This window comes from Pseudomonas sp. LAIL14HWK12:I1 (assembly GCF_003202095.1).
GTDB lineage: Bacteria > Pseudomonadota > Gammaproteobacteria > Pseudomonadales > Pseudomonadaceae > Aquipseudomonas > Aquipseudomonas monteilii.
This window is the reverse complement of sequence record NZ_QJKG01000013.1, coordinates 75,891-99,941: the sequence shown is the minus strand read 5'-3', so window position 1 is coordinate 99,941 and position 24,051 is coordinate 75,891. Positions and strand designations below refer to the sequence as shown.

General features: G+C 64.2%; 26 protein-coding genes and 1 riboswitch. Of the genes, 15 read left to right on the top strand and 11 right to left on the bottom strand.

Annotated elements, in window-relative coordinates; all coding sequences use genetic code 11:
- The first annotated feature begins 75 nt into the window (after positions 1-75).
- Positions 76-420, top strand: coding sequence for a hypothetical protein (locus D906_RS25120; protein WP_016715350.1), 345 nt, complete (start codon positions 76-78; stop codon positions 418-420).
- Positions 421-462: 42 nt separating this feature from the next.
- On the opposite strand, the gene trxA is transcribed toward D906_RS25120, so the two are convergent.
- The 3 genes from trxA to D906_RS25105 are packed head-to-tail and all read right to left on the bottom strand — an operon-like array spanning position 463 to position 2,479.
- Positions 463-1,335 carry a thioredoxin gene (trxA, locus tag D906_RS25115; RefSeq protein ID WP_016715351.1) on the bottom strand — a complete coding sequence of 291 codons (873 nt, stop codon included), beginning with the start codon at positions 1,333-1,335 and terminating at the stop codon, positions 463-465.
- Between the two features lie 31 nt (positions 1,336-1,366).
- The gene (locus D906_RS25110) at positions 1,367-2,026 is read right to left on the bottom strand and encodes a methyltransferase (RefSeq protein WP_027615789.1); all 660 of its coding nucleotides are present in this window, start codon (positions 2,024-2,026) and stop codon (positions 1,367-1,369) included.
- The gene (locus D906_RS25105) at positions 2,027-2,479 is read right to left on the bottom strand and encodes a YbaY family lipoprotein (protein WP_019096521.1); all 453 of its coding nucleotides are present in this window, start codon (positions 2,477-2,479) and stop codon (positions 2,027-2,029) included. It abuts the gene before it with no gap.
- A gap of 106 nt (positions 2,480-2,585) precedes the next feature.
- On the opposite strand from D906_RS25105, the gene nrdR reads away from it, so the two are divergent.
- From nrdR to D906_RS25045, 12 genes are all read left to right on the top strand, one after another.
- A complete protein-coding gene (gene nrdR, locus D906_RS25100; protein WP_009685710.1) occupies positions 2,586-3,050 on the top strand; it encodes a transcriptional regulator NrdR in 465 nt (154 codons plus the stop codon).
- Between the two features lie 2 nt (positions 3,051-3,052).
- Positions 3,053-4,183, top strand: a complete 1,131-nt coding sequence (gene ribD / locus D906_RS25095; RefSeq protein WP_027615790.1) for a bifunctional diaminohydroxyphosphoribosylaminopyrimidine deaminase/5-amino-6-(5-phosphoribosylamino)uracil reductase RibD — start codon at positions 3,053-3,055, stop codon at positions 4,181-4,183.
- Between the two features lie 42 nt (positions 4,184-4,225).
- Entirely contained in the window at positions 4,226-4,891 is a 666-nt protein-coding gene (locus D906_RS25090) for a riboflavin synthase (protein WP_003255399.1), read from the top strand.
- Positions 4,892-4,909: 18 nt separating this feature from the next.
- Positions 4,910-6,001, top strand: a complete 1,092-nt coding sequence (ribBA, locus tag D906_RS25085; protein ID WP_016484697.1) for a bifunctional 3,4-dihydroxy-2-butanone-4-phosphate synthase/GTP cyclohydrolase II — start codon at positions 4,910-4,912, stop codon at positions 5,999-6,001.
- A 92-nt stretch (positions 6,002-6,093) separates the two neighbouring features.
- On the top strand, positions 6,094-6,570 hold the full coding sequence (gene ribE / locus D906_RS25080; RefSeq protein WP_003255395.1) for a 6,7-dimethyl-8-ribityllumazine synthase: 477 nt from the start codon (positions 6,094-6,096) through the stop codon (positions 6,568-6,570).
- The gene (nusB, locus tag D906_RS25075) at positions 6,567-7,067 is read left to right on the top strand and encodes a transcription antitermination factor NusB (RefSeq protein WP_003255393.1); all 501 of its coding nucleotides are present in this window, start codon (positions 6,567-6,569) and stop codon (positions 7,065-7,067) included. The genes ribE and nusB overlap by 4 nt, the downstream gene beginning before the upstream one ends.
- A gap of 18 nt (positions 7,068-7,085) precedes the next feature.
- Positions 7,086-8,054 (top strand): thiamine-phosphate kinase, encoded by a 969-nt coding sequence (gene thiL, locus D906_RS25070; protein ID WP_025754617.1) that lies wholly within the window; start codon positions 7,086-7,088, stop codon positions 8,052-8,054.
- The gene (locus tag D906_RS25065; RefSeq protein WP_003255391.1) at positions 8,051-8,554 is read left to right on the top strand and encodes a phosphatidylglycerophosphatase A; all 504 of its coding nucleotides are present in this window, start codon (positions 8,051-8,053) and stop codon (positions 8,552-8,554) included. Before thiL ends, D906_RS25065 begins: the two co-directional genes overlap by 4 nt.
- A 16-nt stretch (positions 8,555-8,570) precedes the next feature.
- Entirely contained in the window at positions 8,571-9,314 is a 744-nt protein-coding gene (locus D906_RS25060; protein WP_027615791.1) for an ABC transporter substrate-binding protein, read from the top strand.
- Positions 9,315-9,457: 143 nt separating this feature from the next.
- Positions 9,458-10,075: a GTP cyclohydrolase II gene (ribA, locus tag D906_RS25055; protein WP_012270291.1), complete on the top strand. Its 618-nt coding sequence runs from the start codon at positions 9,458-9,460 to the stop codon at positions 10,073-10,075.
- Positions 10,072-10,491, top strand: a complete 420-nt coding sequence (locus tag D906_RS25050; protein WP_019097891.1) for a hypothetical protein — start codon at positions 10,072-10,074, stop codon at positions 10,489-10,491. The genes ribA and D906_RS25050 overlap by 4 nt, the downstream gene beginning before the upstream one ends.
- Positions 10,491-11,303 carry a cobalamin-binding protein gene (locus D906_RS25045; protein WP_016715359.1) on the top strand — a complete coding sequence of 271 codons (813 nt, stop codon included), beginning with the start codon at positions 10,491-10,493 and terminating at the stop codon, positions 11,301-11,303. The genes D906_RS25050 and D906_RS25045 overlap by 1 nt, the downstream gene beginning before the upstream one ends.
- Here D906_RS25045 and D906_RS25040 read toward each other — a convergent pair.
- From D906_RS25040 to ribB, 5 genes are all read right to left on the bottom strand, one after another.
- The gene (locus D906_RS25040) at positions 11,281-13,152 is read right to left on the bottom strand and encodes a TonB-dependent receptor domain-containing protein (RefSeq protein WP_019097892.1); all 1,872 of its coding nucleotides are present in this window, start codon (positions 13,150-13,152) and stop codon (positions 11,281-11,283) included. The two genes, D906_RS25045 and D906_RS25040, sit on opposite strands and share 23 nt — an antisense overlap.
- Positions 13,153-13,256: 104 nt before the next feature.
- Positions 13,257-15,152, bottom strand: coding sequence for a 1-deoxy-D-xylulose-5-phosphate synthase (gene dxs, locus D906_RS25035; RefSeq protein ID WP_019097893.1), 1,896 nt, complete (start codon positions 15,150-15,152; stop codon positions 13,257-13,259).
- Between the two features lie 105 nt (positions 15,153-15,257).
- Positions 15,258-16,145: a (2E,6E)-farnesyl diphosphate synthase gene (gene ispA / locus D906_RS25030; protein ID WP_019097894.1), complete on the bottom strand. Its 888-nt coding sequence runs from the start codon at positions 16,143-16,145 to the stop codon at positions 15,258-15,260.
- Positions 16,142-16,384, bottom strand: a complete 243-nt coding sequence (locus tag D906_RS25025) for an exodeoxyribonuclease VII small subunit (protein WP_003255380.1) — start codon at positions 16,382-16,384, stop codon at positions 16,142-16,144. The genes ispA and D906_RS25025 overlap by 4 nt, the downstream gene beginning before the upstream one ends.
- A 135-nt stretch (positions 16,385-16,519) precedes the next feature.
- The gene (ribB, locus tag D906_RS25020) at positions 16,520-17,170 is read right to left on the bottom strand and encodes a 3,4-dihydroxy-2-butanone-4-phosphate synthase (protein WP_019097895.1); all 651 of its coding nucleotides are present in this window, start codon (positions 17,168-17,170) and stop codon (positions 16,520-16,522) included.
- Between the two features lie 80 nt (positions 17,171-17,250).
- Positions 17,251-17,392: riboswitch (FMN riboswitch) on the bottom strand.
- A 158-nt stretch (positions 17,393-17,550) separates the two neighbouring features.
- On the opposite strand from ribB, the gene D906_RS25015 reads away from it, so the two are divergent.
- Positions 17,551-18,537 (top strand): zeta toxin family protein, encoded by a 987-nt coding sequence (locus tag D906_RS25015; protein WP_019097896.1) that lies wholly within the window; start codon positions 17,551-17,553, stop codon positions 18,535-18,537.
- Between the two features lie 38 nt (positions 18,538-18,575).
- On the opposite strand, the gene D906_RS25010 is transcribed toward D906_RS25015, so the two are convergent.
- The 3 genes from D906_RS25010 to D906_RS25000 form a co-directional block, all read right to left on the bottom strand.
- Positions 18,576-19,472 carry an alpha/beta hydrolase gene (locus D906_RS25010; protein ID WP_019097897.1) on the bottom strand — a complete coding sequence of 299 codons (897 nt, stop codon included), beginning with the start codon at positions 19,470-19,472 and terminating at the stop codon, positions 18,576-18,578.
- An 82-nt stretch (positions 19,473-19,554) separates the two neighbouring features.
- A complete protein-coding gene (locus tag D906_RS25005; protein WP_019097898.1) occupies positions 19,555-20,901 on the bottom strand; it encodes a sensor histidine kinase in 1,347 nt (448 codons plus the stop codon).
- A complete protein-coding gene (locus D906_RS25000) occupies positions 20,901-21,593 on the bottom strand; it encodes a response regulator transcription factor (RefSeq protein WP_016715367.1) in 693 nt (230 codons plus the stop codon). The genes D906_RS25005 and D906_RS25000 overlap by 1 nt, the downstream gene beginning before the upstream one ends.
- A 182-nt stretch (positions 21,594-21,775) precedes the next feature.
- Between D906_RS25000 and D906_RS24995 the strand changes: the two genes are divergently transcribed.
- A complete protein-coding gene (locus tag D906_RS24995; protein ID WP_026020396.1) occupies positions 21,776-23,953 on the top strand; it encodes a TonB-dependent siderophore receptor in 2,178 nt (725 codons plus the stop codon).
- Positions 23,954-24,051: the final 98 nt, after the last annotated feature.

Below are 24,051 nucleotides of genomic sequence, written 5' to 3'. Positions count from 1 at the left end.
CGCCGCCAGCCTGCGTGGCGCAGGTTTCATGTTGCGGTAGCATGGGTGCATTGACCTGGGTTCAAGGAATGCATCATGAGAATTCGTGGACAGATTGGTAACTGGCCGGTGGACCTGACCATCGAGTTGGCGCCTGAGGAGTGGGCGCAGTTGGGGCGGCAGGTTGAGGTGCCAGTGGTGGCGCAGGCCGCAGCAACGCAAACCGTGGCGGCATCGAGACAGGATGATGGGCAATGGACTGCCGCACGTGAGGTGTTGCGCCTGGCGGGGCAGATGAGCGGGCCGGAATTGTTGGACAGGCTGGAGGGACTGGCGGGGAGTGCGGCGGCGGGCAAGCGGCTGCTGGTGCGCTTGCGGCACAGCAGTGAAGTGAAAGTGGAAAGTGGCGTGGATGCGCCGGTTTATCACTGGGTGGGGTAAAAGGGTCAGAATTTTGGGGCCGCAAAGCGGCCCCCGGCATTCTCAGAACATCGCCGCCGACAGCTTGCGGCGATACACGCCAACCAGCGGGTGATCGCCGCCGAGCAACTCGAACACCTGCAGCAACGCCTTCTGCGGCAGCCCGTTCTCATAGCCACGGTTACGCTGGAACAGCTTCAGCAACCCCTCCAGTGCCGCCTCATACTGCTGACGCGCCAGCTGCTGAATGCTCAGCTGATAAGCCGCTTCGTCATCCTGTGGGTTCTGTGCCAGGCGGCTTTTCAGGTCCGCCACTTCTGGCAGGCTGGCTGCCTGGCGCAGGAAGGTCAGCTGGGCCTTGGCACCGGCCAGTGCAGCCTTGTGCTCATCAGTCTTGACCGCATCCAGCACCACTTGGGCCTCGCCCAGTTCACCACGCTCGGCCAGGCAGCGGGCGTACAGGATCAGCGCCTCGGCATTGCTGTTGTCCTCACCCAGCAGCGCCTGCAACAGCGCTTCGGCTTCGGCAAAGCGGCTTTCGGCGAACAGCGCCTTGGCCTGTTCCAGTGGCGAAGCTGCAGGTGCGGCAGGCATCTGCACATGCGGTTCGAGCATGGCGCGAATCGCCGATTCCGGCTGGGCACCGGCAAAGCCGTCAACCGGCTGGCCGTCCTTGAACAGCACCACGGTCGGCAGGCTGCGGATGCCGAACTGGGCAACCACCTGTTGCTCCACGTCGCAGTTGATCTTGGCCAGCAGCAACTCGCCCTGGTAACCCTCGGCGATCTTGGCCAGCAATGGCATCAGCGCCTTGCACGGCGCACACCACTCGGCCCAGAAGTCCACCAGCACCGGCTTGTGGAAGGAGTTCTCGATCACCAGTTGCTGGAAGGTGGCATCTGTAGCGTCGAAAATGTAAGGCGTGTCTTGGGTCATCGCGACTCTCGCAAACTCGTGTATGGCACCACTATAAGGTGTCGCGGCTGGCGTGGTACAGGCTGACCCTGCAGAATTCGTGTGGCTCGGCCAGGTCTGGCAGGGTCAGCGCTTCGAGCACGCCCAACTGCTGGTACAGCGGGTGGCTGAAGTCGCGTACCCGCGAGTCGGCCACCAACGCCTGGCGGCCGCGACAGAGGAAGGCATCCAGCAGCGGCAGGTTGGCGCGGTCGTACAACACATCGGCAACCAGGATCAGGTCGAAACGGTCGTCTTCGGCAAAGAAGTCGCTGCTGTAGTTCAGCTCAACCCCGTTCAGCGCGGCATTGGCGCGGCAGGCATCGAGGGCCAGCGGGTCGAGGTCGCAGGCCACCACTTCCCGCGCACCCGCGCGTGCGGCGGCAATGCCGGCGATTCCGGAGCCGGCGCCAAAGTCCAGCACGCGCTTGCCTGCCACCCATTCAGGGCGTTCGGCCAGGTAGCGGGCCATGGCCAGGCCGCTGGCCCAGCAAAAGCTCCAGTAGGGCGGCTCTTCAAGAATGCGCCGGGTTTCTTCGCTGCTGAAGGCGCGGTCCATGTTCTGGTGGTCGATCAGCCATAGCTTCAGGTCGCAGCCGGGCAGCTCGCTGACCACCAGGCGCGCTTCGCCGATCAGGCCACTGAGGGCCTGTTGCAGGGCCAGCGGAGCCACTTACGGCGCCTTCTCGAAACGTAGCGGGCCGGTGGCCTGGGTCTGGGCTTGGGTAATGCGCACCGGTGGCAGGTGCATGATCAGCTGGCCGGAGCTGCTGGCCCGGCCACGCAGCTCGACCCGCGCACCGGCCGGGAAGGCCTCGGGGTTGAAGCGCAGGTGGTAGGGCAGGGCCTGGCCGGTACCGGTCAGGTTGCTGCTGGCCAGCAGGCGTTGCGGGCGGTCGCGTTCGTCGATGACCAGCAAGGCAAGCTCCACGTCGGCACCGGCCGGGATTTCCAGCAAGGTGCCACTCAGTTCGCGCTGGTAGGCCGGCAACGGGCCGAGTACTTCGGCCTGTTTGGCCGCGCGGGCTGGCGTGGGTGCCGCAGGTGTGTCGGTTTTGGGCCTGTCGCTGCCGCAAGCGGCGAGCAGGGCGGCGCAGCACAGCACGACGAGCGCTCGGTAGTGCATGGGGTAGTCCTTCGCGGGCAGAATTCCCATGGATGTTAACCCCTTTGGCTTGTCTTGCCAGTGCAATGCGCTACCATGGCCCTCCCTTTTTTTGTTGCCTGCCACCATGCACTGTCCCTTTTGCGGTGCCAACGACACCAAGGTCATCGACTCTCGCCTCGTCGCCGAGGGCGAGCAGGTGCGCCGCCGCCGCGAATGCGTGGCCTGTGGCGAGCGTTTCACCACCTTCGAAACCGCCGAGCTGGTGCTGCCCCGGCTGATCAAGCAGGACGGCACACGCCAGCCCTTCGACGAAGACAAGCTGCGTGCCGGCATGCAACGGGCCCTGGAGAAGCGCCCGGTCAGCGTCGAGCGCCTGGAAGCAGCCCTGGCGCACATCAAGAGCCGGCTGCGCGCCACTGGCGAGCGCGAAGTTAAATCGCTGGTGGTGGGTGAAATGGTCATGGCCGAGCTGCGCAAGCTCGACGAAGTGGCCTATATCCGCTTTGCCTCGGTGTACCGGCGCTTCCAGGACCTGGACGAGTTCCGCGAAGAAATCGACCGCCTGGCCCGTGAGCCAGCTAAAGAGTGAACATGCCCAGCCAAGCCGCCATCCTTGACGCCCACTATATGGCCCGCGCGCTGGAGCTGGCGAGCAAAGGCCTGTACACCACCCACCCGAACCCGCGTGTAGGCTGCGTGATCGTGCGCGACGGCGAAGTGGTCGGCGAAGGCTGGCACGTGCGCGCCGGCGAGCCGCATGCCGAAGTGCATGCCCTGCGCCAGGCGGGTGAGCGTGCCCGCGGTGCCTGCGCCTACGTCACCCTGGAGCCGTGCAGCCACCATGGCCGCACGCCGCCCTGTGCCGAAGCGCTGGTCAAGGCCGGTGTGGCGCGGGTGGTGGCCGCCATGCAGGACCCTAACCCGCAAGTGGCGGGGCAAGGCCTGCGGCGTTTGGCGGAGGCGGGAATCGAAGTGGCCAGCGGCGTGCTCGAAGCCGATGCCCGCGCACTCAACCCGGGCTTTCTCAAACGCATGGAACATGGCCTGCCGTTCGTGCGCGCCAAACTGGCCATGAGCCTGGATGGCCGCACCGCCATGGCCAGTGGCGAAAGCCAGTGGATCACCGGCTCGGCTGCCCGCTCTGCGGTGCAGCGCCTGCGCGCCCGTTCCAGCGTGGTGCTGACCAGCGCTGCCAGTGTGCTGGCCGACAACGCCCGCATGACCGTGCGCGGTGACGAGCTGGGCCTCGACCCCGAAACCACCGCCCTGGCGCTCAGCCGCCCACCGCTGCGCGTGCTGGTCGATGGCCGCCTGCGCTTGCCACTGGATGCACCGTTCTTCCAGGCCGGCCCGGTGCTGGTGGTGACGGCTGTCGCAGATGACCCGCGCTATGCCGCTGCCGGCCACGAGTTGCTCAGCCTGCCGGGTGACAATGGCCAGGTCGATCTGCCTGCGCTGCTGCAAGCCCTGGCGGCCCGTGGCGTCAACGAAATCCTGCTGGAAGCCGGTGCGGGCCTGGTGGGTGCTTTTGCCCGGCAAGGCCTGGTCGACGAGTTCCAGCTGTTCGTCGCCGGCACTTTCCTCGGCTCCAACGCCCGCCCGTTGCTGGACTGGCCGCTGGACAAGATGAGCGAAGCACCGCGGCTGAAAATTACCGAAATGCGCGCAGTGGGCGATGACTGGCGGGTCACGGCCATCCCCCTGCCGGCGCCCGGCGTATAATGCCGGGCTTGCCCCGTGCAAACCGTTTTTGAGGAAGACCCCATGTTCACCGGCATCATCGAATCCATCGGCACCATCCGCAGCCTCACCCCCAAGGGTGGCGACGTGCGCGTCTACGTCGAAACCGGCAAGCTCGACCTGGGTGACGTCAAGCTCGGCGACAGCATCGCCGTCAACGGTGTGTGCCTGACCGCTGTCGAACTGCCGGGTGACGGCTTCTGGGCCGACGTCAGCGTCGAAACCCTCAAGCGCACCGCGTTCATCGACCTCAAGAGTGGCAGCAAGGTCAACCTGGAAAAGGCCCTGACCCCCACCACCCGCCTGGGCGGGCACCTGGTCAGCGGCCACGTCGACGGGGTTGGTGAAATCATCTCGCGCAGCGATAACGCCCGCGCCATCCAGTTCCGCGTGCGTGCACCCAAGGAACTGGCCAAGTACATCGCCCACAAGGGTTCGATCACCGTCGACGGCACCAGCCTGACGGTCAATGAGGTCAATGGCGCCGAGTTCGAGCTGACCATTGTCCCGCACACCCTGTCCGAAACCATCATGGCCGACTACCGCGCAGGGCGTCGGGTAAACCTTGAGGTCGACCTGCTGGCCCGTTACCTGGAGCGCTTGCTGCTGGGTGACAAGGCCGCTGAACCGAGCAAGGGCAGTGGCATTACCGAAAGCTTCCTGGCCGCCAACGGCTTCTTGAAATCCTGATTGAGAAGGGGGTGCCGCGTGGCGCTCAACAGCATCGAAGAACTGGTCGAAGACATCCGCCAGGGCAAAATGGTCATCCTCATGGATGACGAAGACCGCGAAAACGAAGGCGACATCATCATGGCAGCCGAGTGCTGCCTGCCCGAGCACATCAACTTCATGGCCAAGCACGCCCGTGGCCTGATCTGCATGCCGATGACCCGCGAGCGTTGCGAAACGCTGAAGCTGCCGCTGATGGCGCCGCGCAACGGCTCGGGCTTCGGCACCAAGTTCACCGTGTCGATCGAAGCCGCCGAAGGCGTCACCACCGGCATTTCCGCCGCTGACCGCGCCCGCACCGTGCAGGCTGCCGCCGCCAAGGATGCCAAGGCCGAAGACATTGTCAGCCCAGGCCACATCTTCCCGTTGATGGCCCAGCCTGGCGGTACCCTGGCCCGCGCCGGCCACACCGAAGCCGCCTGCGACCTGGCGCGCATGGCCGGTTTCGAGCCAAGCGGCGTCATCTGCGAAGTGATGAACGACGACGGCACCATGTCGCGCCGCGCGGAACTGGAAGTTTTCGCCGCCGAGCACGGCCTGAAGATCGGCACCATCGCCGACCTCATTCACTACCGCATGATCCACGAACGCACTGTGCAGCGCGTCTCCGAGCAGCCGGTGGAAAGCGAGCTGGGTGAGTTCAACCTGGTCACCTACCGCGACGCGGTGGAAGGCGACGTGCACATGGCCCTGACCCTGGGCAAGATCTGCGCTGAAGAGCCGACCCTGGTGCGCGTGCACAACATGGACCCGCTGCGCGACCTGCTGCTGGTCAAGCAACCGGGCCGCTGGAGCCTGCGTGCGGCCATGGCTGCCGTGGCCGAGGCCGGCAGCGGCGTGGTGCTGCTGCTGGGCCACCCGCTGGACGGCGACGTGCTGCTGGCGCACATCCGCGAAAGCGCGGGCGATGCGCCGGCCAAGGCACCGACCACCTACAGCACCGTGGGTGCCGGTTCGCAGATCCTGCGGGACCTCGGTGTGCGCAAGATGCGCCTGATGAGTTCGCCGATGAAGTTCAATGCGATATCCGGATTCGATCTGGAAGTTGTAGAATACGTGCCCTCCGAGTGACTTGAGGCGGCAGTGACGCCCTCCAGCTCGAGTCCATACCCCTGTCGAGGCCGCCAGCATGCGGCCTCGCTCTTGAAGATGAGAATATCGGAATGACCCTGAAGACCATCGAAGGTACCTTCATCGCCCCCAAAGGTCGCTATGCTTTGGTGGTTGGCCGCTTCAACAGCTTCGTCGTCGAAAGCCTGGTAAGCGGTGCCGTTGATGCCCTGGTACGCCACGGTGTCAGCGAAAGCGACATCACCATCATCCGTGCCCCGGGTGCATTCGAAATCCCGCTAGTGGCACAGAAGGTCGCCCAGCAAGGCGCCTACGACGCGATCATTGCCCTGGGCGCCGTGATCCGTGGTGGTACCCCGCACTTCGAATACGTGGCGGGCGAATGCACCAAGGGCCTGGCCCAGGTGTCCATGGAGTTCGGTGTTCCGGTGGCCTTCGGCGTACTGACCGTCGACTCTATCGAGCAAGCCATCGAGCGTTCCGGCACCAAGGCCGGCAACAAAGGTGCTGAAGCTGCCTTGTCCGCTCTGGAAATGGTCAGCCTGCTGGCGCAGTTGGAGGCCAAGTGATTAGCGACGAAAGCGATCGTTTCAACCCGCGCGATCCAAAACCTGCGGATGCCGGCAAGCCCTCGAAGAGCGCCAAGCGCCGCGAAGCCCGCAAGCTCGCGACCCAGGCCCTCTACCAGTGGCACATGGCCCAGCATTCGCTGAACGAGATCGAAGCGCAGTTCCGGGTGGATAACGATTTCACCGATGTCGACGGTGCCTATTTCCGCGAGATCCTGCATGGGGTCCCGGCAATCAAGGGCGAAATCGACAAGGCGCTGGTGCCTTGCATGACCATCGCACTGGAAGAGCTCGACCCGGTCGAACTGGCCGTGCTGCGTCTGTCCACCTGGGAACTGATCAAGCGCGTCGATGTGCCTTATCGCGTCGTGATCAACGAAGGTGTCGAGCTGGCCAAGGTTTTCGGTGCCACCGATGGCCACAAGTTCGTCAACGGCGTGCTGGACAAGCTCGCTCCGGCCCTGCGTGAAGCAGAAGTCAAGGCGAACAAGCGCTGATTCCGGCGCTGCCTGCCCATGGGTGAGTTCGAGCTGATCAACCATTACTTCGCCGCCGCGCCCTGTGCGCAGGGCGGCGAGGGCGTGGCACTGGGGATCGGTGACGACTGCGCCCTGCTGCAGCTTCCCCCAGGCGAGCAACTGGCGGTGTCGACCGATACCCTGGTCGCCGGGGTGCACTTTCCTGCGGTCTGCGATCCGCTTCTGCTGGGCCAGCGCTCGTTGGCCGTGGCGGCCAGTGACCTGGCGGCCATGGGCGCGACCGCAATCGGCTTCACCCTCGCCCTGACCCTGCCGGATGTTGGCCCAGACTGGCTGGCCGCCTATGCGGACGGCATAAGCCGCATGGCCCATCGCTGCCGCATGAGCCTGATCGGAGGGGATACCACCCGGGGGCCGCTGAGCATCACCGTTACCGTGTTCGGCCGCGTGCCGGCTGGCCAGGCGTTGCGCCGCAGCGGTGCACGGCCAGGCGACTTGCTGTGCGTCGGCGGTGTGCTGGGCAAGGCCGCCGGTGCATTGCCGCTGGTGCTGGGTGAGCGCGAGGCACCCGCCGAGCTGGCTGAGCCGCTGCTTGCCCATTACTGGTCGCCGATGCCGCAGCTCACCCTGGGCACGCTCCTGCGCGGCCAGGCTACCGCTGCCCTGGACATCTCCGATGGCCTGCTCGCAGATTGTGGGCATATCGCCAAGGCGTCCGGCGTGGCGCTGGAGGTGAACCTGGCCCAGGTGCCAGTGTCTCCTGCTGTAGAGGCGTTCCTCGGCCGCGAGGCGGCAGTGCAGGCTGCGCTTGCGGGTGGCGACGATTACGTGCTGGCCTTCACGCTGCCACCTGAGGCGCTGGCGCCCTTGGCCAACCTCGGTTTCGTCGAGGTGCACACCATTGGCCGCGTGCTCGAAGGGCAGGGCGTAACCTTGCGCGACGCGCAGGGCCGGGACATTACCCCCGTTCAGCGGGGCTATCAACACTTTAGGGAGACACCGTGACCGATCACCCCAACCAGGTGCCTGCGGAGTTCGTTCCGCCTTCGGTCTGGCGCAACCCGTGGCACTTCATCGCTTTCGGCTTCGGGTCCGGCACCTTGCCCAAGGCCCCGGGCACCTGGGGTTCGCTGGTGGCCATACCGTTCATCCCGTTGTGGCAGATGCTACCCGACTGGGGGTACTGGCTGCTGCTCGGCGTGAGCATGCTGTTTGGCTTCTGGTTGTGCGGCAAAGTCGCCAATGACTTGCGCGTACACGACCATGAAGGCATTGTCTGGGATGAGATTGTCGGCATGTGGATCACCCTCTGGCTGGTGCCGGAAGGTTGGCAGTGGCTGCTGGCAGGGTTCCTGATGTTCCGCTTCTTCGACATCCTCAAGCCGTGGCCGATCCGCTGGATCGACCGTCATGTGCACGGGGGCGTCGGCATCATGCTCGACGATATCCTGGCCGGCGTGTTCGCGTGGCTGGGCATGCAGGTTCTGGTGTGGGCGGTTGCCTGAAACAGGGAGCGCATGAATGGCCATAAGGACTGTGCTGCTGGCAATGCTGCTGAGTGTTGCCCCGTGGGTGAACGCTGCTGACGGTGTGCCGAAGCAGATCCACCTGGTCAGCGAGGAGTGGCTTGATTACACCAACGCCGACGGTAGCGGGGTCGCCTGGGACGTGCTACGCAAGGTGTTCGAGCCGGCCGGGGTCAAGGTGGTGACCCAGACCGCGCCCTACAGCCGGGCAATCGGGCTGGTCAAACGCGGCGAAGCCGATGCCTGGGTCGGCTCGTACAAGGACGAGAACGACGACAATCTGTACCCGCGCTGGCACTTCGACATGGACCATATCTACGCCCTGGGGCTAGCCAGCAAGCCTGTGCCGACTCCAGAGAACGTTGGCAAATACCGCCTGGCCTGGGTACGAGGCTATGACTACGGCAGCTACCTGCCGGATGTGCATGAGTTTCGTGAGATTCAGCGCCGCGAAGGCATCTTGCCGATGCTCGAGCATGACCGTGTGGACTTCTACATCGATGCACAGACCGAAGTCGATTATGTGCTGAGCCAGTCTTCGCAGCCCGAGCGCTTCCGTCGTACCCATGTGGCCGAACTTCCGCTGTACCTGGCTTTTGCCCGAAGCGACCAGGCCAAGGCCCTGCGCAACCTGTTCGACAAGCGCATGGCCGAATTGGTGCGCCGTGGCGAGCTGAAGCCGATTTTCGAACATTGGAAGCAGCCCTATCCGTTCACTGCGGACAGTCGCCCCCATTGAGAGAGGGGCGCTTTTGGCCCCATCATCGCTGCTAAGCATCGAACTTTTCGATCTTAACCCACCGTATTCAGCCCGCCCACAGCCTGCAACTGGCTGATACAATCGGCCCACGAGAAATTTTCAACTTATTCCAGGAGCACAACGTGCCCGTCGTCTTTGTTGCCGCCTCTAAACTCCCGACTCCCTTCGCGACCTTCACCATGCATGGCTTTCTCGACGAAGCCACTGGCCGTGAGCACGTAGTGCTCAGCCTGGGTGACATCGCGGACGGCCAGCCGGTGCTGGGGCGCCTGCACTCCGAGTGCCTGACCGGCGATGCCCTGTTCAGCCAGCGTTGCGACTGTGGTTCGCAGCTGGAAGCCGCACTGCAGGCCATCGCCCGTGAAGGCCGTGGCGTGCTGCTGTACCTGCGCCAGGAAGGCCGTGGCATTGGCTTGCTGAACAAGATCCGCGCCTACGAGCTGCAAGATGGCGGCGCCGACACCGTCGAAGCCAACGAGCGCCTGGGCTTTGCCGCCGACCAGCGTGACTACGCCATGTGCCTGCCGATGCTGGAACACCTGGGCGTGAAGTCGCTGCGCCTGATGACCAATAACCCGCGCAAGGTCAAAGCCCTGACCGACATGAACATCGTGGTTGCCGAGCGTGTGCCGCTGCACACCGGCCACAACCCACACAACCGCTACTACCTGGCGACCAAGGCCGGCAAACTGGGCCACATGCTGGGCAACGAACACCAGGGCGAGGCGCCCCAGGCGTGACCCGCGCCGAGGTCAAGCAGCGCCTGGCGCTGGCCTGGTGGCAGTACCTGGCAGTGGGCCTGGTGCCGCTGCCGGTGATGGCCTGGGCCTTTGGTGGCGGTGACGCACTGATCCCGGTGCTGGCCATGCCACTGTTCATTGCCGGCGCGGCGACCATGTTCCTCAGCCTGCCGCGTTTCGGGGCTTACAAGCGTGCGCTGATCGCCACTTCCAAGGTACTTGGCACGGGCGAAGAGCCCGCCGCCTGGATCGAACTGGCGCGGGTTCGGCGCATGGCCATGCTGTACGCCTGCTTCCCGGCCTGGATTGCCGCGCTGTCGGTGCTGGTCGGCCTCGAAGCGGTGCCGCAGATCCTGCTGGCGCTGTCCACCGTGGTGGTGCTGTACCTCTATCGCATTCCGCGTCAGCTCGGTTAATGCGTCTGCTGGCTGGCCTTCTGGTGCTGGTAGCCTGCACCGCACTGGCCGCTGAACCCATGCGGGTCGTCAGTCTGGCACCGTCGATGACCGAAATCATGCTCGAGCTGCAGGCCGACGACCTGCTGGTGGGTGTGCTCGACGGTGGCGAACGGCCGGCGGCGCTGCGCGACCTGCCCTCGGTCGGGCGCCAAGGGCAACTGGACATGGAGCGCCTGCTCAGCCTGCGCCCCGACCTGTTGCTGCTGTGGCCTGGCAGCGTGCCGCCCGCCCAGCGCGACCAGCTCAAGCGCCTGGGCATTGCCACTTTCAGTGCCGAACCCCATGACATCGAGCAACTGATTGAACAGATCGAGGCCATTGCCGGGCGCATCGGGCGTGCCGAGCAAGGCCATGCGTACGCTCAAACCCTGCGCAATCGGCTGCAGCAGTTGCGCCAGCAGTACCGGCGAGACGAGCCCTTGCAGGTGTTCTATCAAGTGTGGGATCGGCCGTTGTACACCTTGGGTGGCCGGCAGGTGGTCAGCGACGCCTTGGCCGTGTGCGGGGCGCGCAATGTGTTCGCCGACCTCAGTCAGCCAGCGCCGCAGGTGAACGTGGAGTCTGTACTGCTGCGTAATCCGCAGGTCATCCTGGCGGGCGATCAAGTACAGCTGGCGAGCTGGAAGGCCTGGCCGCAACTGCGTGCGGTTGCCGATGGCCGCCTGCTGGTGGTGCCCGACAAGGGGCTAGAGCGGCCCAGCGGGCAGATGATCGAAGCCACCGCCCGCTTGTGCGCGTTGCTCGCGGCTAAAGCGCCGGCGTCCAGGTAACGCTGAACAGCAGTGTGCGGCCTTCTTCGCGGTACGGGTGGTAGGCGCCTTCATAGCTATAAAGGGCACGGTTGTAGGCGCGGTCCAGCAGGTTATCCAGCTTTGCTTCCAGTTTCACTTCATCCGTGGCTGCCCAGCTACCGCGCAAACCGAGCAGGCCATAGCCGCCGATGCGGTTGCGGTTGGCTTCATCGTCATAGCTGCTGCTGACCGCTTGCCAGCTTGCCCCCACGCTGAAACGGCCCAGTTCACGGTCCAGGTCCAGGCTCAGTGTGCGGCGGGCACGGCGGGCGAGGGTGTGGCCGCTGTCGCGGTCACGTGGGTCGATCAGTGCCAGGCCCAACTGGCTGCGCCACGCCCCCCATTGTTGCGCCAAGGCCATTTCGAAGCCGTTGATGCGCGCCGAGGCGACATTGCGCGGTATCGAGTCCTGGCCGAACACGATCGCATCGCGCAAATCTGTGCGGTACAGCGAGGCTTCCAGGCGGCTGTCTGTTGTCAGCTGGCTGCGCCATTGCAGCTCGTAGCTTCTGGAATGTTCGGGATCCAGGTCCGGGTTGCTGAACTGGGGGTAATACAGGTCATTGAAGGTTGGCGCCCGAAAGCCTTCGCTGTAGGACAGCAGCACGTCGTTCTGCGCATTCAACGGTACGGTCAGGCTGCCGCTCCAGGTGGTCTGGCCGCCGAACTGCTGGTTACGGTCATGGCGCACGCCCACTTCGGTGGAAAACTGCTCGCCCCGGTAGCGGTGTTGGAGGAAGGCGGCACGGTTCCAGCGGCTGTCCTCGGTGAAATCGGTGCTGGCGTGCACGCGGTCTTCGTACCAGTCGCCGCCGAGCAGCAGGCTGTGTTGCTCGCCCAGCGCAAGGTCGTTCTGCCAGGTGACCTGGTCCCGGTAGGTGTTGAACACAAAGCGTTCGGCGCTGAGCTTGTCGCGTTTGTCGTCACGGTTTTCGCTGTGGGCCAGTTCCAGCCGTGAATGCCAGGTGTCGGTAAGCTGGGCATCGAAGTAACTGCCCAGGCTGCTGACGCTGAAATCGGTGTAGGGCTTTTGCCCGAAGCTTTCAAAGGTGACCGGGTCGAAACCGCCGAACGGGTTGTCGTACTCGCTACGGCCGCGGCTATCGAGCAGGTTCAGGCCGGCCTCGAAACGCTCGTCAAAAGTGTGGCTCAGGCTCAGGTTCAGCGACTTGTTGCGGTAGGCATCGTGGTCACCATCGCTGGTGAAAGACGGTCCGGTCGAGTCGATACCGGCGGTTTCATCCAGGCTAGCGCCAAGGTTGAACCGGGTCGCCCCGTTACCACCAGCAAGGCCCACGCTGCGTTGGAATGTCTGGTTGCTGCCAGCGGCCATGCGCAGGCGCGGCTGTAGGCCGGGGCCATTGCTACGGCGGGTAAAGATCTGGATCACCCCGCCAATGGCATCGCTGCCATACACCGCCGAGCGCGAGCCGCGCAGCACTTCGACACGCTCGATCTGGTCGACGTCTAGAAACTGCAGGCCGCTGTCGCCGGAGGTGGCGTTGGCGATGCGCATACCATCGACCAGCACCAGGCTTTGGGCGGCCTTGGTGCCGCGGATGAAGATGCCCGGCAGGCTGCCGCGTCCACCGGTCGGGGCCACTTGTACGCCGGGCGCGCGGGCGAGCAGGTCGGTGACGCTGGTGGGTTGCAGGCGGTCGATGTCGGTGCGGGTGAAGACGGTGTTGGCGGCGCTGGTGGCTGTGCGTGATTCGACTTGGCGGCTGGCGCTAATGAGTACGTCGGGGAGCTTGAGTGCGTCGTCGCGTTCGGCGGCCAGCAGCGTGAGAGGGAGGCAAAGCAGGGTGGCAAAGGTTGGGTTTCTCATTTTCTGCACCATAGCATTCGCGGGCACGCCCGCTCCCACAGGTAATCCACTGCTCTTAAGGGCGGTGATATACCTGTGGGAGCGGGCGTGCCCGCGAATAGGCCCTAGAGGCCGAGCTTGGCCATGCGGGCTTTCACTGAAGCCTCGATCCCGGTTGCATCCAGCCCACATTCAGCCAGCATTTGCGCAGGCTTGGCATGCTCGACATAGATGTCCGGCAGCCCAAGGTGCAGTAATGGCTTGACCACGCCTTCGTTGGCAAGGAACTCACCCACCGCAGCCCCAGCGCCGCCCATGATGGCGTTTTCTTCGATGGTCACCAGCAATTCATGGCTGCCAGCCAGTTCCAGCACCAAGGCTTCGTCCAGCGGCTTGACGAAACGCATGTCGACCACAGTCGCGTTGATCTGCCCGGCCACTTGCATGGCCTCGGCCAGCTGAACGCCGAACACCAGCAGGGCGACGTTCTCACCTTGGCGACGAACCACGCCCTTGCCGATTTCCAGCGGTTCGAGGTCGCCGCTGATCGGCGCATTCGGGCCGGTACCACGCGGGTAGCGAACAGCCGCCGGGCCGTTGTACAGGTGGCCGGTGCTGAGCATCTTGCGCAGCTCGTTCTCGTCGCTCGGGGTCATCACCAGCATGCCCGGGATGCAGCGCAGGTACGACAAGTCGTAGCTGCCCGCGTGAGTCGGGCCGTCTTCGCCAACCAGGCCGGCGCGATCGATGGCGAACAGTACGTCGAGGTTTTGCACCGCCACGTCGTGGATCAGCTGGTCGTAGGCGCGCTGCAGGAAGGTGGAGTAGATCGCCACCACCGGCTTGCCGCCCTCGCAGGCCATGCCGGCTGCCAGGGTGACGGCGTGCTGCTCGGCAATCGCTACGTCGAAGTAACGTTCCGGGTAGCGCTCGCTGAAGGCTACAAGATCCGAGCCTTCCTTCATCGCCGGGGTAATACCCACCAGGCGGTTGTCGGCGGCGGCCATGTCGCACAGCCACTGGCCGAACACGGCGGAATATTTCGGCCCGCTGGCTTTTTTCGGCGCGGCAGGCTTGTCGGCCGGCTCCAGTTTGGTGATTGCGTGGTAGCCGATCGGGTCGACCTCGGCCGGGGCGAAGCCTTTACCCTTCTTGGTCACCACATGCAGGAACTGCGGGCCTTTCAGGTCTCGCATGTTGCGCAGGGTGGCGATCATTGTCGGCAGGTCGTGGCCGTCGATCGGGCCGATGTAGTTCCAGCCCAGCTCTTCGAACAGGGTGCCGGGGGCCAGCATGCCCTTGGCATATTCCTCGGTGCGCCGGGCGATTTCCCAGGCGCCGGGCAGGCGCGACAGCACTTTCTTGCTGCCTTCACGCATGCTCGAGTAGGTGCGGCTGGAGAGAATCTTGGCCAGGTAGTTGGACAGGCCACCGACATTGCGCGAAATCGACATGTCGTTGTCGTTGAGGATCACCAGCATGTCGGCGTTGACTTCCTGGGCGTGGTTCAACGCCTCGAAGGCCATACCGGCTGTCAGCGCGCCATCACCGATCACCGCAATCGACTTGCGTGCACTGTTTTGCAGGCGGGCGGCAATGGCCATGCCCAGTGCGGCGCTGATCGAGGTGCTGGAGTGGCCGACGCCAAAGGTGTCGTACTCGCTTTCGCTGCGGCGCGGGAAGGCGGCAATACCGTCCTTCTGGCGCAGGCTGAGCATGCGGTTACGGCGCCCGGTGAGGATCTTGTGCGGGTAGGCCTGGTGGCCCACGTCCCACACCAGTCGGTCGTCCGGGGTGTCGAATACGTAGTGCAGGGCGATGGTCAGCTCGATCACGCCCAGACCGGCACCAAAATGCCCACCGGTCTGACCCACGGTGTAGAGCAGTTCCTGGCGCAGTTCGTCGGCCAGGGTCTCCAGGTCGGCTTCGGCCAGCCGGCGCAGGCCGGCAGGCGTGTCAGCGCGGTCGAGCAACGGCGTGACCGGGCGTTCGCGGGGGATCTCTTGAAACGTCGTGGGCATCAGGCGAGTCGTTATAGGTGTGTGAAGACGCGGCAGTTTACCCCATTGTAGGAAAAGCTGCCCATTCAGACGGGTGTTGCATGGGCCGCACAGCGGCCCCGAAAATCAGTTGCGGCGTTCGACGATGTAACGCGCCAACGCCCGCAGTGGCTCGGCCTTGTCGCCGAACCCATCCAGTGCGACCAGCGCCTGGTCGCGCAGTTCGATCGCATAGGCCTTGGCCGCTTCCAGCCCCAGCAGGGCCGGGTAGGTCGGTTTGTCACGGGCTATGTCAGCGCCCTGGCGTTTGCCCAGGGTGGCGGTGTCGCTTTCCACGTCGAGGATGTCATCCTGTACCTGGAACGCCAGGCCGATGGCCTGTGCATAAGTCTGCAGGGCCTCTAGCTGCGCCTGTTCGGCACGGGCACTGGCCAATGCGCCAAGGCGCACGCTGGCTTCGATCAGTGCGCCGGTCTTGTGCCGGTGCATGAACTCCAGCGCTTGCTGGTCCAGCTTCAGGCCCACCGAACCGAGGTCGATGGCCTGGCCGCCGACCATGCCGGCTGGCCCGGCGGCCTTGGCCAGGGCCTGCACCATGGCCAGGCGAATGCTGTCGGCCTGCGGGCTCAGGCCTGGGTCGAGCAGGGCGCTGAACGCCAGGCTCTGCAAGCCGTCGCCAGCCAGGATGGCGCAGGCTTCATCGAAGGCTTTGTGAGTGGTTGGCTGGCCGCGACGCAGGTCGTCGTCGTCCATGGCCGGCAGGTCGTCATGCACCAGCGAATAAGCGTGAATCAGTTCGACCGCGCAGGCTGCGCCGTTGGCTTGCTCGGCCGGGGCACCCAGGGCTTCGCAGGCTGCATAGGCCAGCAATGGCCGTACACGCTTGCCGCCGTTCATCACGCTGTAGCGCATGGCGGCATAAAGGCGTTCCAGCTCTTTGGTCGGGGCGACGAACAGGGGTTCGAGGGCTGCGTCGACGCGTGCCTGGCAACTGGCCTGGTAGGTGCCGATCATGCTTCTGGCTCCGCGTCGAAGGGCTGTGCAGCCAGCTCGCCATCGCGCTCCAGCAGAATTTGCACCTTCTGTTCGGCCTGGGCCAGGGCACCCTGGCAGTCACGGGTCAGGGCGATGCCTTGCTCGAAGGCGGCCAGCGACTCTTCCAGCGACAACTCGCCGTTCTCCAGGCGCTCGACCAGTGCTTGCAGGTCTGCGAGGGATTGCTCGAAATCGAGGGAGGCTTTTTTGCGGGCCATGGCGACTGTCTCGGTGGCATATCAGAACGGCGCGACACTAGCAGAGCGGGGCGGGGGGAGCAAACTTCCGGGGCAATGAGGCAAGTTCAAGGGCCCTTTCGCGGGCGTGCCCGCGAAAGGGCCCAAGGTGGCCTATCAGGCAGGCTCGGCTTCGCGCTCCAGCATCGCCTCCCGGTACCGCGCCAGCTCCTCGATGGTCAGCACCGGCAAGTTGTACTGCCGCGCGTACACCGCCACCTGCTCGCCACGGGCCATGCTGCCATCGGGGTTCATCAGCTCGCACAGCACGGCTGCCGGGCGCAGGCCGGCCAGGCGTGCCAGGTCCACCGAGCCTTCGGTGTGCCCACGGCGGGTCAACACCCCGCCATTGCGGGCGCGCAGCGGGAACACATGCCCTGGGCTGACGATATGGCGTTGTTCGGCGCTGGAACGCAACGCCGCGCCAATGGTGGTGATGCGGTCCTGGGCAGAAACCCCGGTGGTGATGCCTTCTGCCGCTTCGATGGTGACGGTGAAACCGGTGCCGTGGCGGGCCTGGTTGTTCTGCACCATCGGCGCCAGTTGCAGTTCGTCAACGGTGGCTTCGTCCAGGCACAGGCAGACGATGCCGCTGCAGTCGCGGATCATCATGGCCATGGTTTGCAGCGTGATGTTTTCGGCAGCCGCAATAATGTCCGCTTCGTCTTCGCGGTCGTCGTCATCGAGCAGCAATACAGGGCGCCCGGCCTGGAAGGCGGCGATGGCGGCGCAAACGTTGGGGAATTGCGGGTGTTGAAGGGTGGACATGAAACGCTCCTCGTGAATGATCGATGAACGTCTCGGGGCGAACAAAATGCGCGCGCAAGGGCGCCCGGATGGCCCCTGCCTGACGCCTTCTTTCATCCGGACTATGACCGTCGGCTCTGGAGTCGCACCAGATCTGCTGACCCCCGGCATGGCCGGGGCGCTCGCGGGCTCATCTTTCGATTTACCGCCGGTGGGGACTTTCACCCCGCCCTGAAGACCGGCCAAGCATAACGCACATGGCCACCCCACTGGCAACCCACGCGTCTACGACCTTCGGCGGGCTGGCCAGAGATGCCATAGCCATCTACCACACGGTACGCCATCGCAACTTCTAGAGTGCCGGGCAGCCCGCTTGGGGCAGATACTTGAGGATTGCAGATATGGCCACGCTTTACCCGTTCACTGCCAACGACGTGACTGATGCCTTTGCCCTGCTCGACAACACGCTGTTCGACAAGGCACGCGAGGCGGATGGGCCTGAAAGTGACCCCGCCCCGAACATGCTAATCGTTGCGGGGGCGCAAGGGTCGGGCAAGACTTACTTGCTGGAGAAGCAGTTGCTGCCCAGCGAGCGCTACGAGAACCATGTGCGGCTTTATTTGCCTGAGTTCCGCAAACTGCACCCGCACTACGCACAGATGAGCGAGCACGGTGTGTTGCATGTTTACGAACACACCGAAGCCTTCGTCAGAGAGCTGAGCGGCAAGGTTTTCGAGTATGCCTTCGCCAACCGCTACAACATCATCATGGAATCGGCACTGGACGAAGAAGCGTTCGCCGGTTTCCCGCCTGCTGCCGTCGAGGCAGGTTACCGCTTCGAGATTCACATGATTGCCTGCAAAGAAGAATTCAGCCACTGGGCAACCCTTGACCGGGGCGTAAAAAGCGTCGCCAAGGGTGAAATCGAGCGGTTCGTGGCGTTGTCGCAGATCCAGGCTTCCCAGGCGAATGCCCGGAAGATCCTGAACGCATTCGAAAGTGCCTGCCTACAGGCCCCCGGGTCGCAAGTGACGCTTTATGAACGAGGCTTCGAGACGGATCATCAGAGCAAAGTGCTGTGTCACAGCCGGTGTGATGCCCCGGGTGTGCTGACCCCACAGCCGGACTACGAGGGTCAGCCGTTCTTCCGGGCGCCTTACCACGACACACCTGTTGAAATCCGGCGCAGCCCTGAAGGCAGTGGTTCTGGCGTTTACCTTCAGTTCTTCCAGGTTGTGCATGCCAGCATGCTCGATGAGCCGGTGCGCCAGCAGATGGTCGCGGCATGCTGCAAGACGCTTGGCCGGACACCAGACCTTGTAGCCCGGATTTCCGGGGATGCCTTCCGTGAACTGAGCCAGTACGTGCTCAAGTACACCTATCCTTGACGATGCGACGGAGCAGCAGGCCGGAACGGGATTACCTGTTATCTGGCCAGCTGCTCGATCACCGCGTTCAAGGAAGCCTCCAGCATTTGCCCATGATCCAGCCCATCGAACCGTTCAAAGCGCACCTGAAGGCCTTTTACCTTGGCCAGGTCCGCCGCCAGCTCGCGCGCGGGCTTCTCGGCATCGCCTTTAAGCTGTGCCCGGGGGTTCGAGGGTTCTGCGCTGCCCCGCATCAGTAGCAGCCGCGCAGAGTTGTTGCCCAAGCGCTGCTCAAGCCCCTGCGCCTCCTGCACGATCGCCCCGTCATGCCACCACAACGAAGGGCTGGCCGCCGCATAGTCACTGAACGCCCCGGGCCGGGTGAACAGCGTATGCAGCACGGCCAGGCCGCCATAGGAATGGCCCCATAACGTCTGCTGTTGCGCGTCGATCGGGGCCAGCCCGGCCACCATCGGCCGCATGCGTTCGGTCAGCAGATCAAGAAACGCATCCACACCGCCACTGGGCTCGCCGGTCAGCGGGTCACGCTGCTCAGCCTGGCCAGGCAGCGCCGGGGTGTAGTCATATGTACGCCCGGTCCGCTCGATACGTTGTTCGGTCTGGTAACCCACGGCCACCAGTAAAGGCGCCTGGCCGGCGGCGAGCTTGTCCAGTTGCTGGCTTTGCAGCGCCCCGATCGCGGCATTGCCATCGAGCATCCACAGTACCGGGTACCCTGAGGCGGGCGCCGGTCGGTTTGGTTTGCCGACCCACAAGCGGTAATGGCGTTGGCCATCGGCCGAGTCCAGGTCGAGCTGGGTGAAGCGATAGGCCAGGTCCTGGCGCTGCAGCAGCGAGGTGTCCATCTTCTGGTTACGCTCGGGCTGTGCCAGGGCAACAGGCGCCGCAAGGGCCAGTGCCAAAGCCAGTGTCAGGGTCAGGGTCATCTTGCTCATCAGGCGTCTCGTCAGGGCCTGGCGAGGAACGCGAGGCTGGAGCGCCCAGATGATAATCAGTCCTGATTGAGCGTAAAGCGCATTAACTTTCTAAACAGTCGCTGGCGGCCGGCAAGGTCAAATGCAGGCACAGGCCCGGGTGGCCATTGCTGGCCCACAATCGGCCGCCTTGCAGCTCGATGGCGCGTCGGGCAATGGCCAGGCCCAGGCCGAACCCGGCACCGCTGTCGGCAAGGCGTTGGTAAGGTTTGAAGATGCGTTCGAGCTCCGCGTGCGGCACGCCGGGGCCCTGATCGCTCAGGCGCAGGTGCCAAACCTCGCCTTCGCGCCAGCCATCCAGGCTGACCCGGCCTTCGGGTGGCGAATGGCGAATGGCATTGCGCAGCAGGTTTTCCAAGGCTTGTGCAAGGCTGTCCAGGTGGGCTTGTACCTGGCAGTCGATACCAAGCGAACAGGGCAGGCGCGCAGGGGCCCAGCCGCTTTCGAAGCAGACGTCCTGGCACAGGGCTTCCCACACTGAAACCATCAATACCGGTTCGGTCGGCAAGCTGGGTTGCTCGGTGTCCATCCAGGCCAGGTCCAGGGTGTCTTCCAGCAACTTCTGCATGTCGGCGACTTCGCGGTCCAGACGCTCGCGCAACTGATGCGACGGCAAGTCGCTGTCATGGGCGATACGCAGTCGTGCCAGCGGCGTGCGCAGTTCGTGCGACAACGTGCGCAACAGCAGGCGCTGTTGCTCCAGACTCTGGCGCAAGCGCCCGGCCATGTGCTCGAAGGCCTGTGCCAGTTCACCCAACTCATCCCGACGCTCTTGCAGGGGGAGGGCGGGGCTGTCCAGGTCATCGGCACGCAGGGCGTCGGCGCGGTCGCGCAGGCGGTTCAGCGGCACTACCAAATGCCGGTACAACGCCAGGCCCAGCAGCAGGGCGAGCAGTGCGGGGGCTACGCCGTGGGTGACCACGTGGGTCCACGGCGTAAGGCCGGTGGGTAGCAGTCGCTCAGGCAACTGCAGCACCAAGCGGCCGTGCTCGGGGTGTCGTGGAAATTCGATGCTGACGTAGGGCAGTTCATCTTGCAGGCGACGGCTCATCGGCCAATCGAGTTTGCGCATGAAGGTCAGGTGGCTGGCCTGCTCGGCACTTAGCGGGGTGGTACCGAGGCTTTGCAGGTGCGGGCCGATCACTGCCACCCAGGTGTTCTCGGCGTGTTCCAGTTGCTTGCGCCAGCTCTCGACGCCCACCGCACCGCCTTGGTCCCAGGCGTCTTCGGCTTGTTGCGCATAGCGCGCCAGGTAGTCCTGGTCGGCCGGGGACAGGAAATAGGTGCTGCGCTCCACCGACAGGCCCCAGGTCCAGATCAGCCAGACCAGCAACAGGCAGAAGCCGACTTGCAGCACGGCCAGTTTCCACAGCAACGGGTGGCGGCGCATCAGGGCTGTTCCGTGTCGACCAGGATGTAACCCTGGCCGCGCACGGCCTGGATCTGCAGGTGCTGGGCATTGATGTCGGCCAGTTTGCGGCGCAGGTTACACACATGCACATCCAGGCCCCGGTCCAGGCGGGTATAGGCCCGGTGAAGCACGGTCTGGTACAGGAACGGCTTGCTCAAGGCTTCGCCGGGGTGGGCACGCAGCGTCACCAGCAAGCGGAATTCGGAAGCCGTGAGGCCTGCGGCGTTACCGTTGTGGATAACGTCCTGGCGGTCGTGGTCCAGCATTACCTCGCCCACGTCGGCCCGCAGCGCCGTGCCGCGATCGAACGCCACGCGCCGCAACAGGGCATCGACCCGTGCGTCCAGCTCCGCCAGGCTGAAGGGCTTGGGCAGGTAGTCGTCCGCACCTCGGGTGAAGCCACTGATGCGGTCCTGTTCCGCCCCCAGCGCCGACATCAGCATGACCGGCACCGCCTGCTGGCGGCGCAATGCGTCGAGCAGGCTGAGGCCGTCGATGCCCGGCAGCATGATGTCCAGCAACACCAGTTCGAACTGCGCGCGTGCTATGGCATTCAGGGCCTGAGTGCCGCTGGCGCAGGCATGCACCTGGAAACCACGGTTGAGGAAATGGCGTTCCAGGTCCTGACGCAGGCGTGGATCGTCTTCGACGAGGAGAAGTGAGGTGGGCACGTTGAGCCTTGAATGAGAACTTCTATCAGTTACGAATCATCCCATTGCTGGCAGGGGGAGGGCAACGCCCGGTTGTGTTAAGAAGGTTAATCCTGCTGCACCCCTGTTTTCGCTCCGGTATCGTTCGCAAAAAGCAACTTGTTTCGTTTGCGAATTACTGTCATTTGGGCGAAGGGTGTGTCATGAACAGTTTCAAACGTGTGGGGAACTCGCGACAGGCGCGGGGCTTGTTGGTGCTGAGCTTGCTGGCGCCATTTTCGGTGTCGGCACTGGCTGACACGGTCGCGACCCAGGCGGCGGTAGAGGACAACGCGCTTGACCTGCCGGCACTGACCATCGAAGGCAACCGCCTGTACGACATGCTGCCCTCGGAAGCAACCGGCGGCTACAGCGTCGATGCCGCGACTGTGGGCACCAAGACCCCTGCGGCGCTCAAGGACATTCCGCAATCGATCACCGTCTACACCCAGGATTACGTCAAGGACCGCCAATTCGTACACCTGGATGACCTGGCCAAGTACACCGCCGGCCTGCGCACCCTGACCAACGACAGCGGCCGGTCTTCGATCTACGCCCGTGGTTACGAATACAGCGAGTTCAACATCGACGGCCTGCCGGCCCCCATGGCCAGCATCTTCGGCACCGTGCCGTCGCTGGCGGCGTTCGACCGTGTCGAAATCATGCGTGGCCCGGCCGGGCTGTTCAGCAGCACCAGCGAGCTGGGCGGCATCGTCAACATGGTGCGCAAGCGCCCGACCGCCGAATTCCAGGGCCATATTGAAGGCAGCTACGGCACCTGGGACACCAACCACGAAGAAATCGACCTGAGCGGGCCGCTGGATGATGCCGGCCGCGTGCGCGGGCGTTTCATTGCATCCCGTGACGATACCAATGGCGAAGTCGATTACAACGCCAACACCAGCAACAGTTACTACGGCGCGCTGGATGTCGACCTGGACGATGCCACCACGCTGTCGTTCGGCCTGATGCACGAAGTGAAGAACATCACCCCGCACAACGGCTATCCGGCAACCTTGTCTGGCGACGTGCCGGACTTCAGCCACTCCCGTTTCCTGGGTGCCGACTGGAACTACTTCGACGGCAAGACCACCGACCTGGTCGCCGAGCTGACCCACCGCTTCGACAACGGCGGCTATGGCCGTGTCGCCGCCCGTGGCTCGCACCGCGACACCAATTACCTGTACGCCTTCACCGCGACCAACGCCACCACCGGTGCCAACTCCGAGCGCGCCAGCGCCCGTGACTTCACTCAGGACACCTACTCGCTGGACGCCAGCTACAGCCAGCCGTTCGAAACCCTCGGCCAGGTCAGCGAATTCGTGGTCGGTACCGACTACAAGAACTACGACACCGAATACCTCAACGGCACCACCAACCTGGGCGTCATCAACGTCAACACCTACTCGCCGAAGCAGTTCGCCAAACCGTCGCCCAACTACAGCACCGAGACCGGCATGCAGGAAGAGGAATACGGCCTGTACTCCAAGGTCACCTTCCGCCCGATCGAGCGCCTGGCGTTGATCGCCGGTGGCCGCTTCAGCTGGTATCGCGGTGATTTCTACACCACCACCCTGAGCACCGGTGCCACCACCAACGACAGCAAGCGCGTGGATGGCCACTTCACCCCGTATGGCGGCCTGGTCTATGACCTGACCGAAAACCACGCCCTGTACGCCAGCTACTCGCAGGTGTTCAAGCCGCAGTCCGACACCGACAGCAACGGTCGGGTGCTGAAACCGCGTGAAGGCGAGCAATACGAATTCGGCCTCAAGAGCAGCTACTTCGGCGGCGACCTGAACACCCGCTTCTCGGTGTTCCGCCTGACCGACAAGAACCGCGCCACTACCGAATACGACGAAGATGGCGTAGACACCAACTTCTCGGTTGCCTCCGGCAAAACCCGCGTCAAAGGTGCCGAAGTGGAAGTAAGCGGCAAGCTGACGCCAAACTGGGAGCTGCTGGCCGGCTACACCTGGATGGAAACCGAAACCCTCAAGGGTGATGCAGAAACGACCTTCTTCATCATGCCGCGCAACCAGGCTTCGCTGTGGAGCAAGTACACCATCAGCCAAGGCCCGCTGAACGGCCTGGCCATTGGTGGCGGCATTTCGGCGATGAGCAACTTCTATTCCGAGAATGGCGGCGTGCGCATCGATGCACCGGGCTATGCCACGGTGGATGCGATGCTGTCGTACCCGGTGACCTCGAAGCTGACCGCCACCTTCAACGTCAACAACCTGTTCGACCGGGATTACCTGTCGCGGGTGGGGTCGACCTCCACGTTCAACTTCTACGGGCCGTCGCGCAGCATGATGGTTGGGGCGCGGTATGACTTCTGATTGGTGTTGTGGCGTGTAGGTCTACGTCGACGATTTTGCATCGTTTATGAAATCGAGCGCCGCCCGCGCGGCCCTCGATCTACCAGGCGCTGCAACCC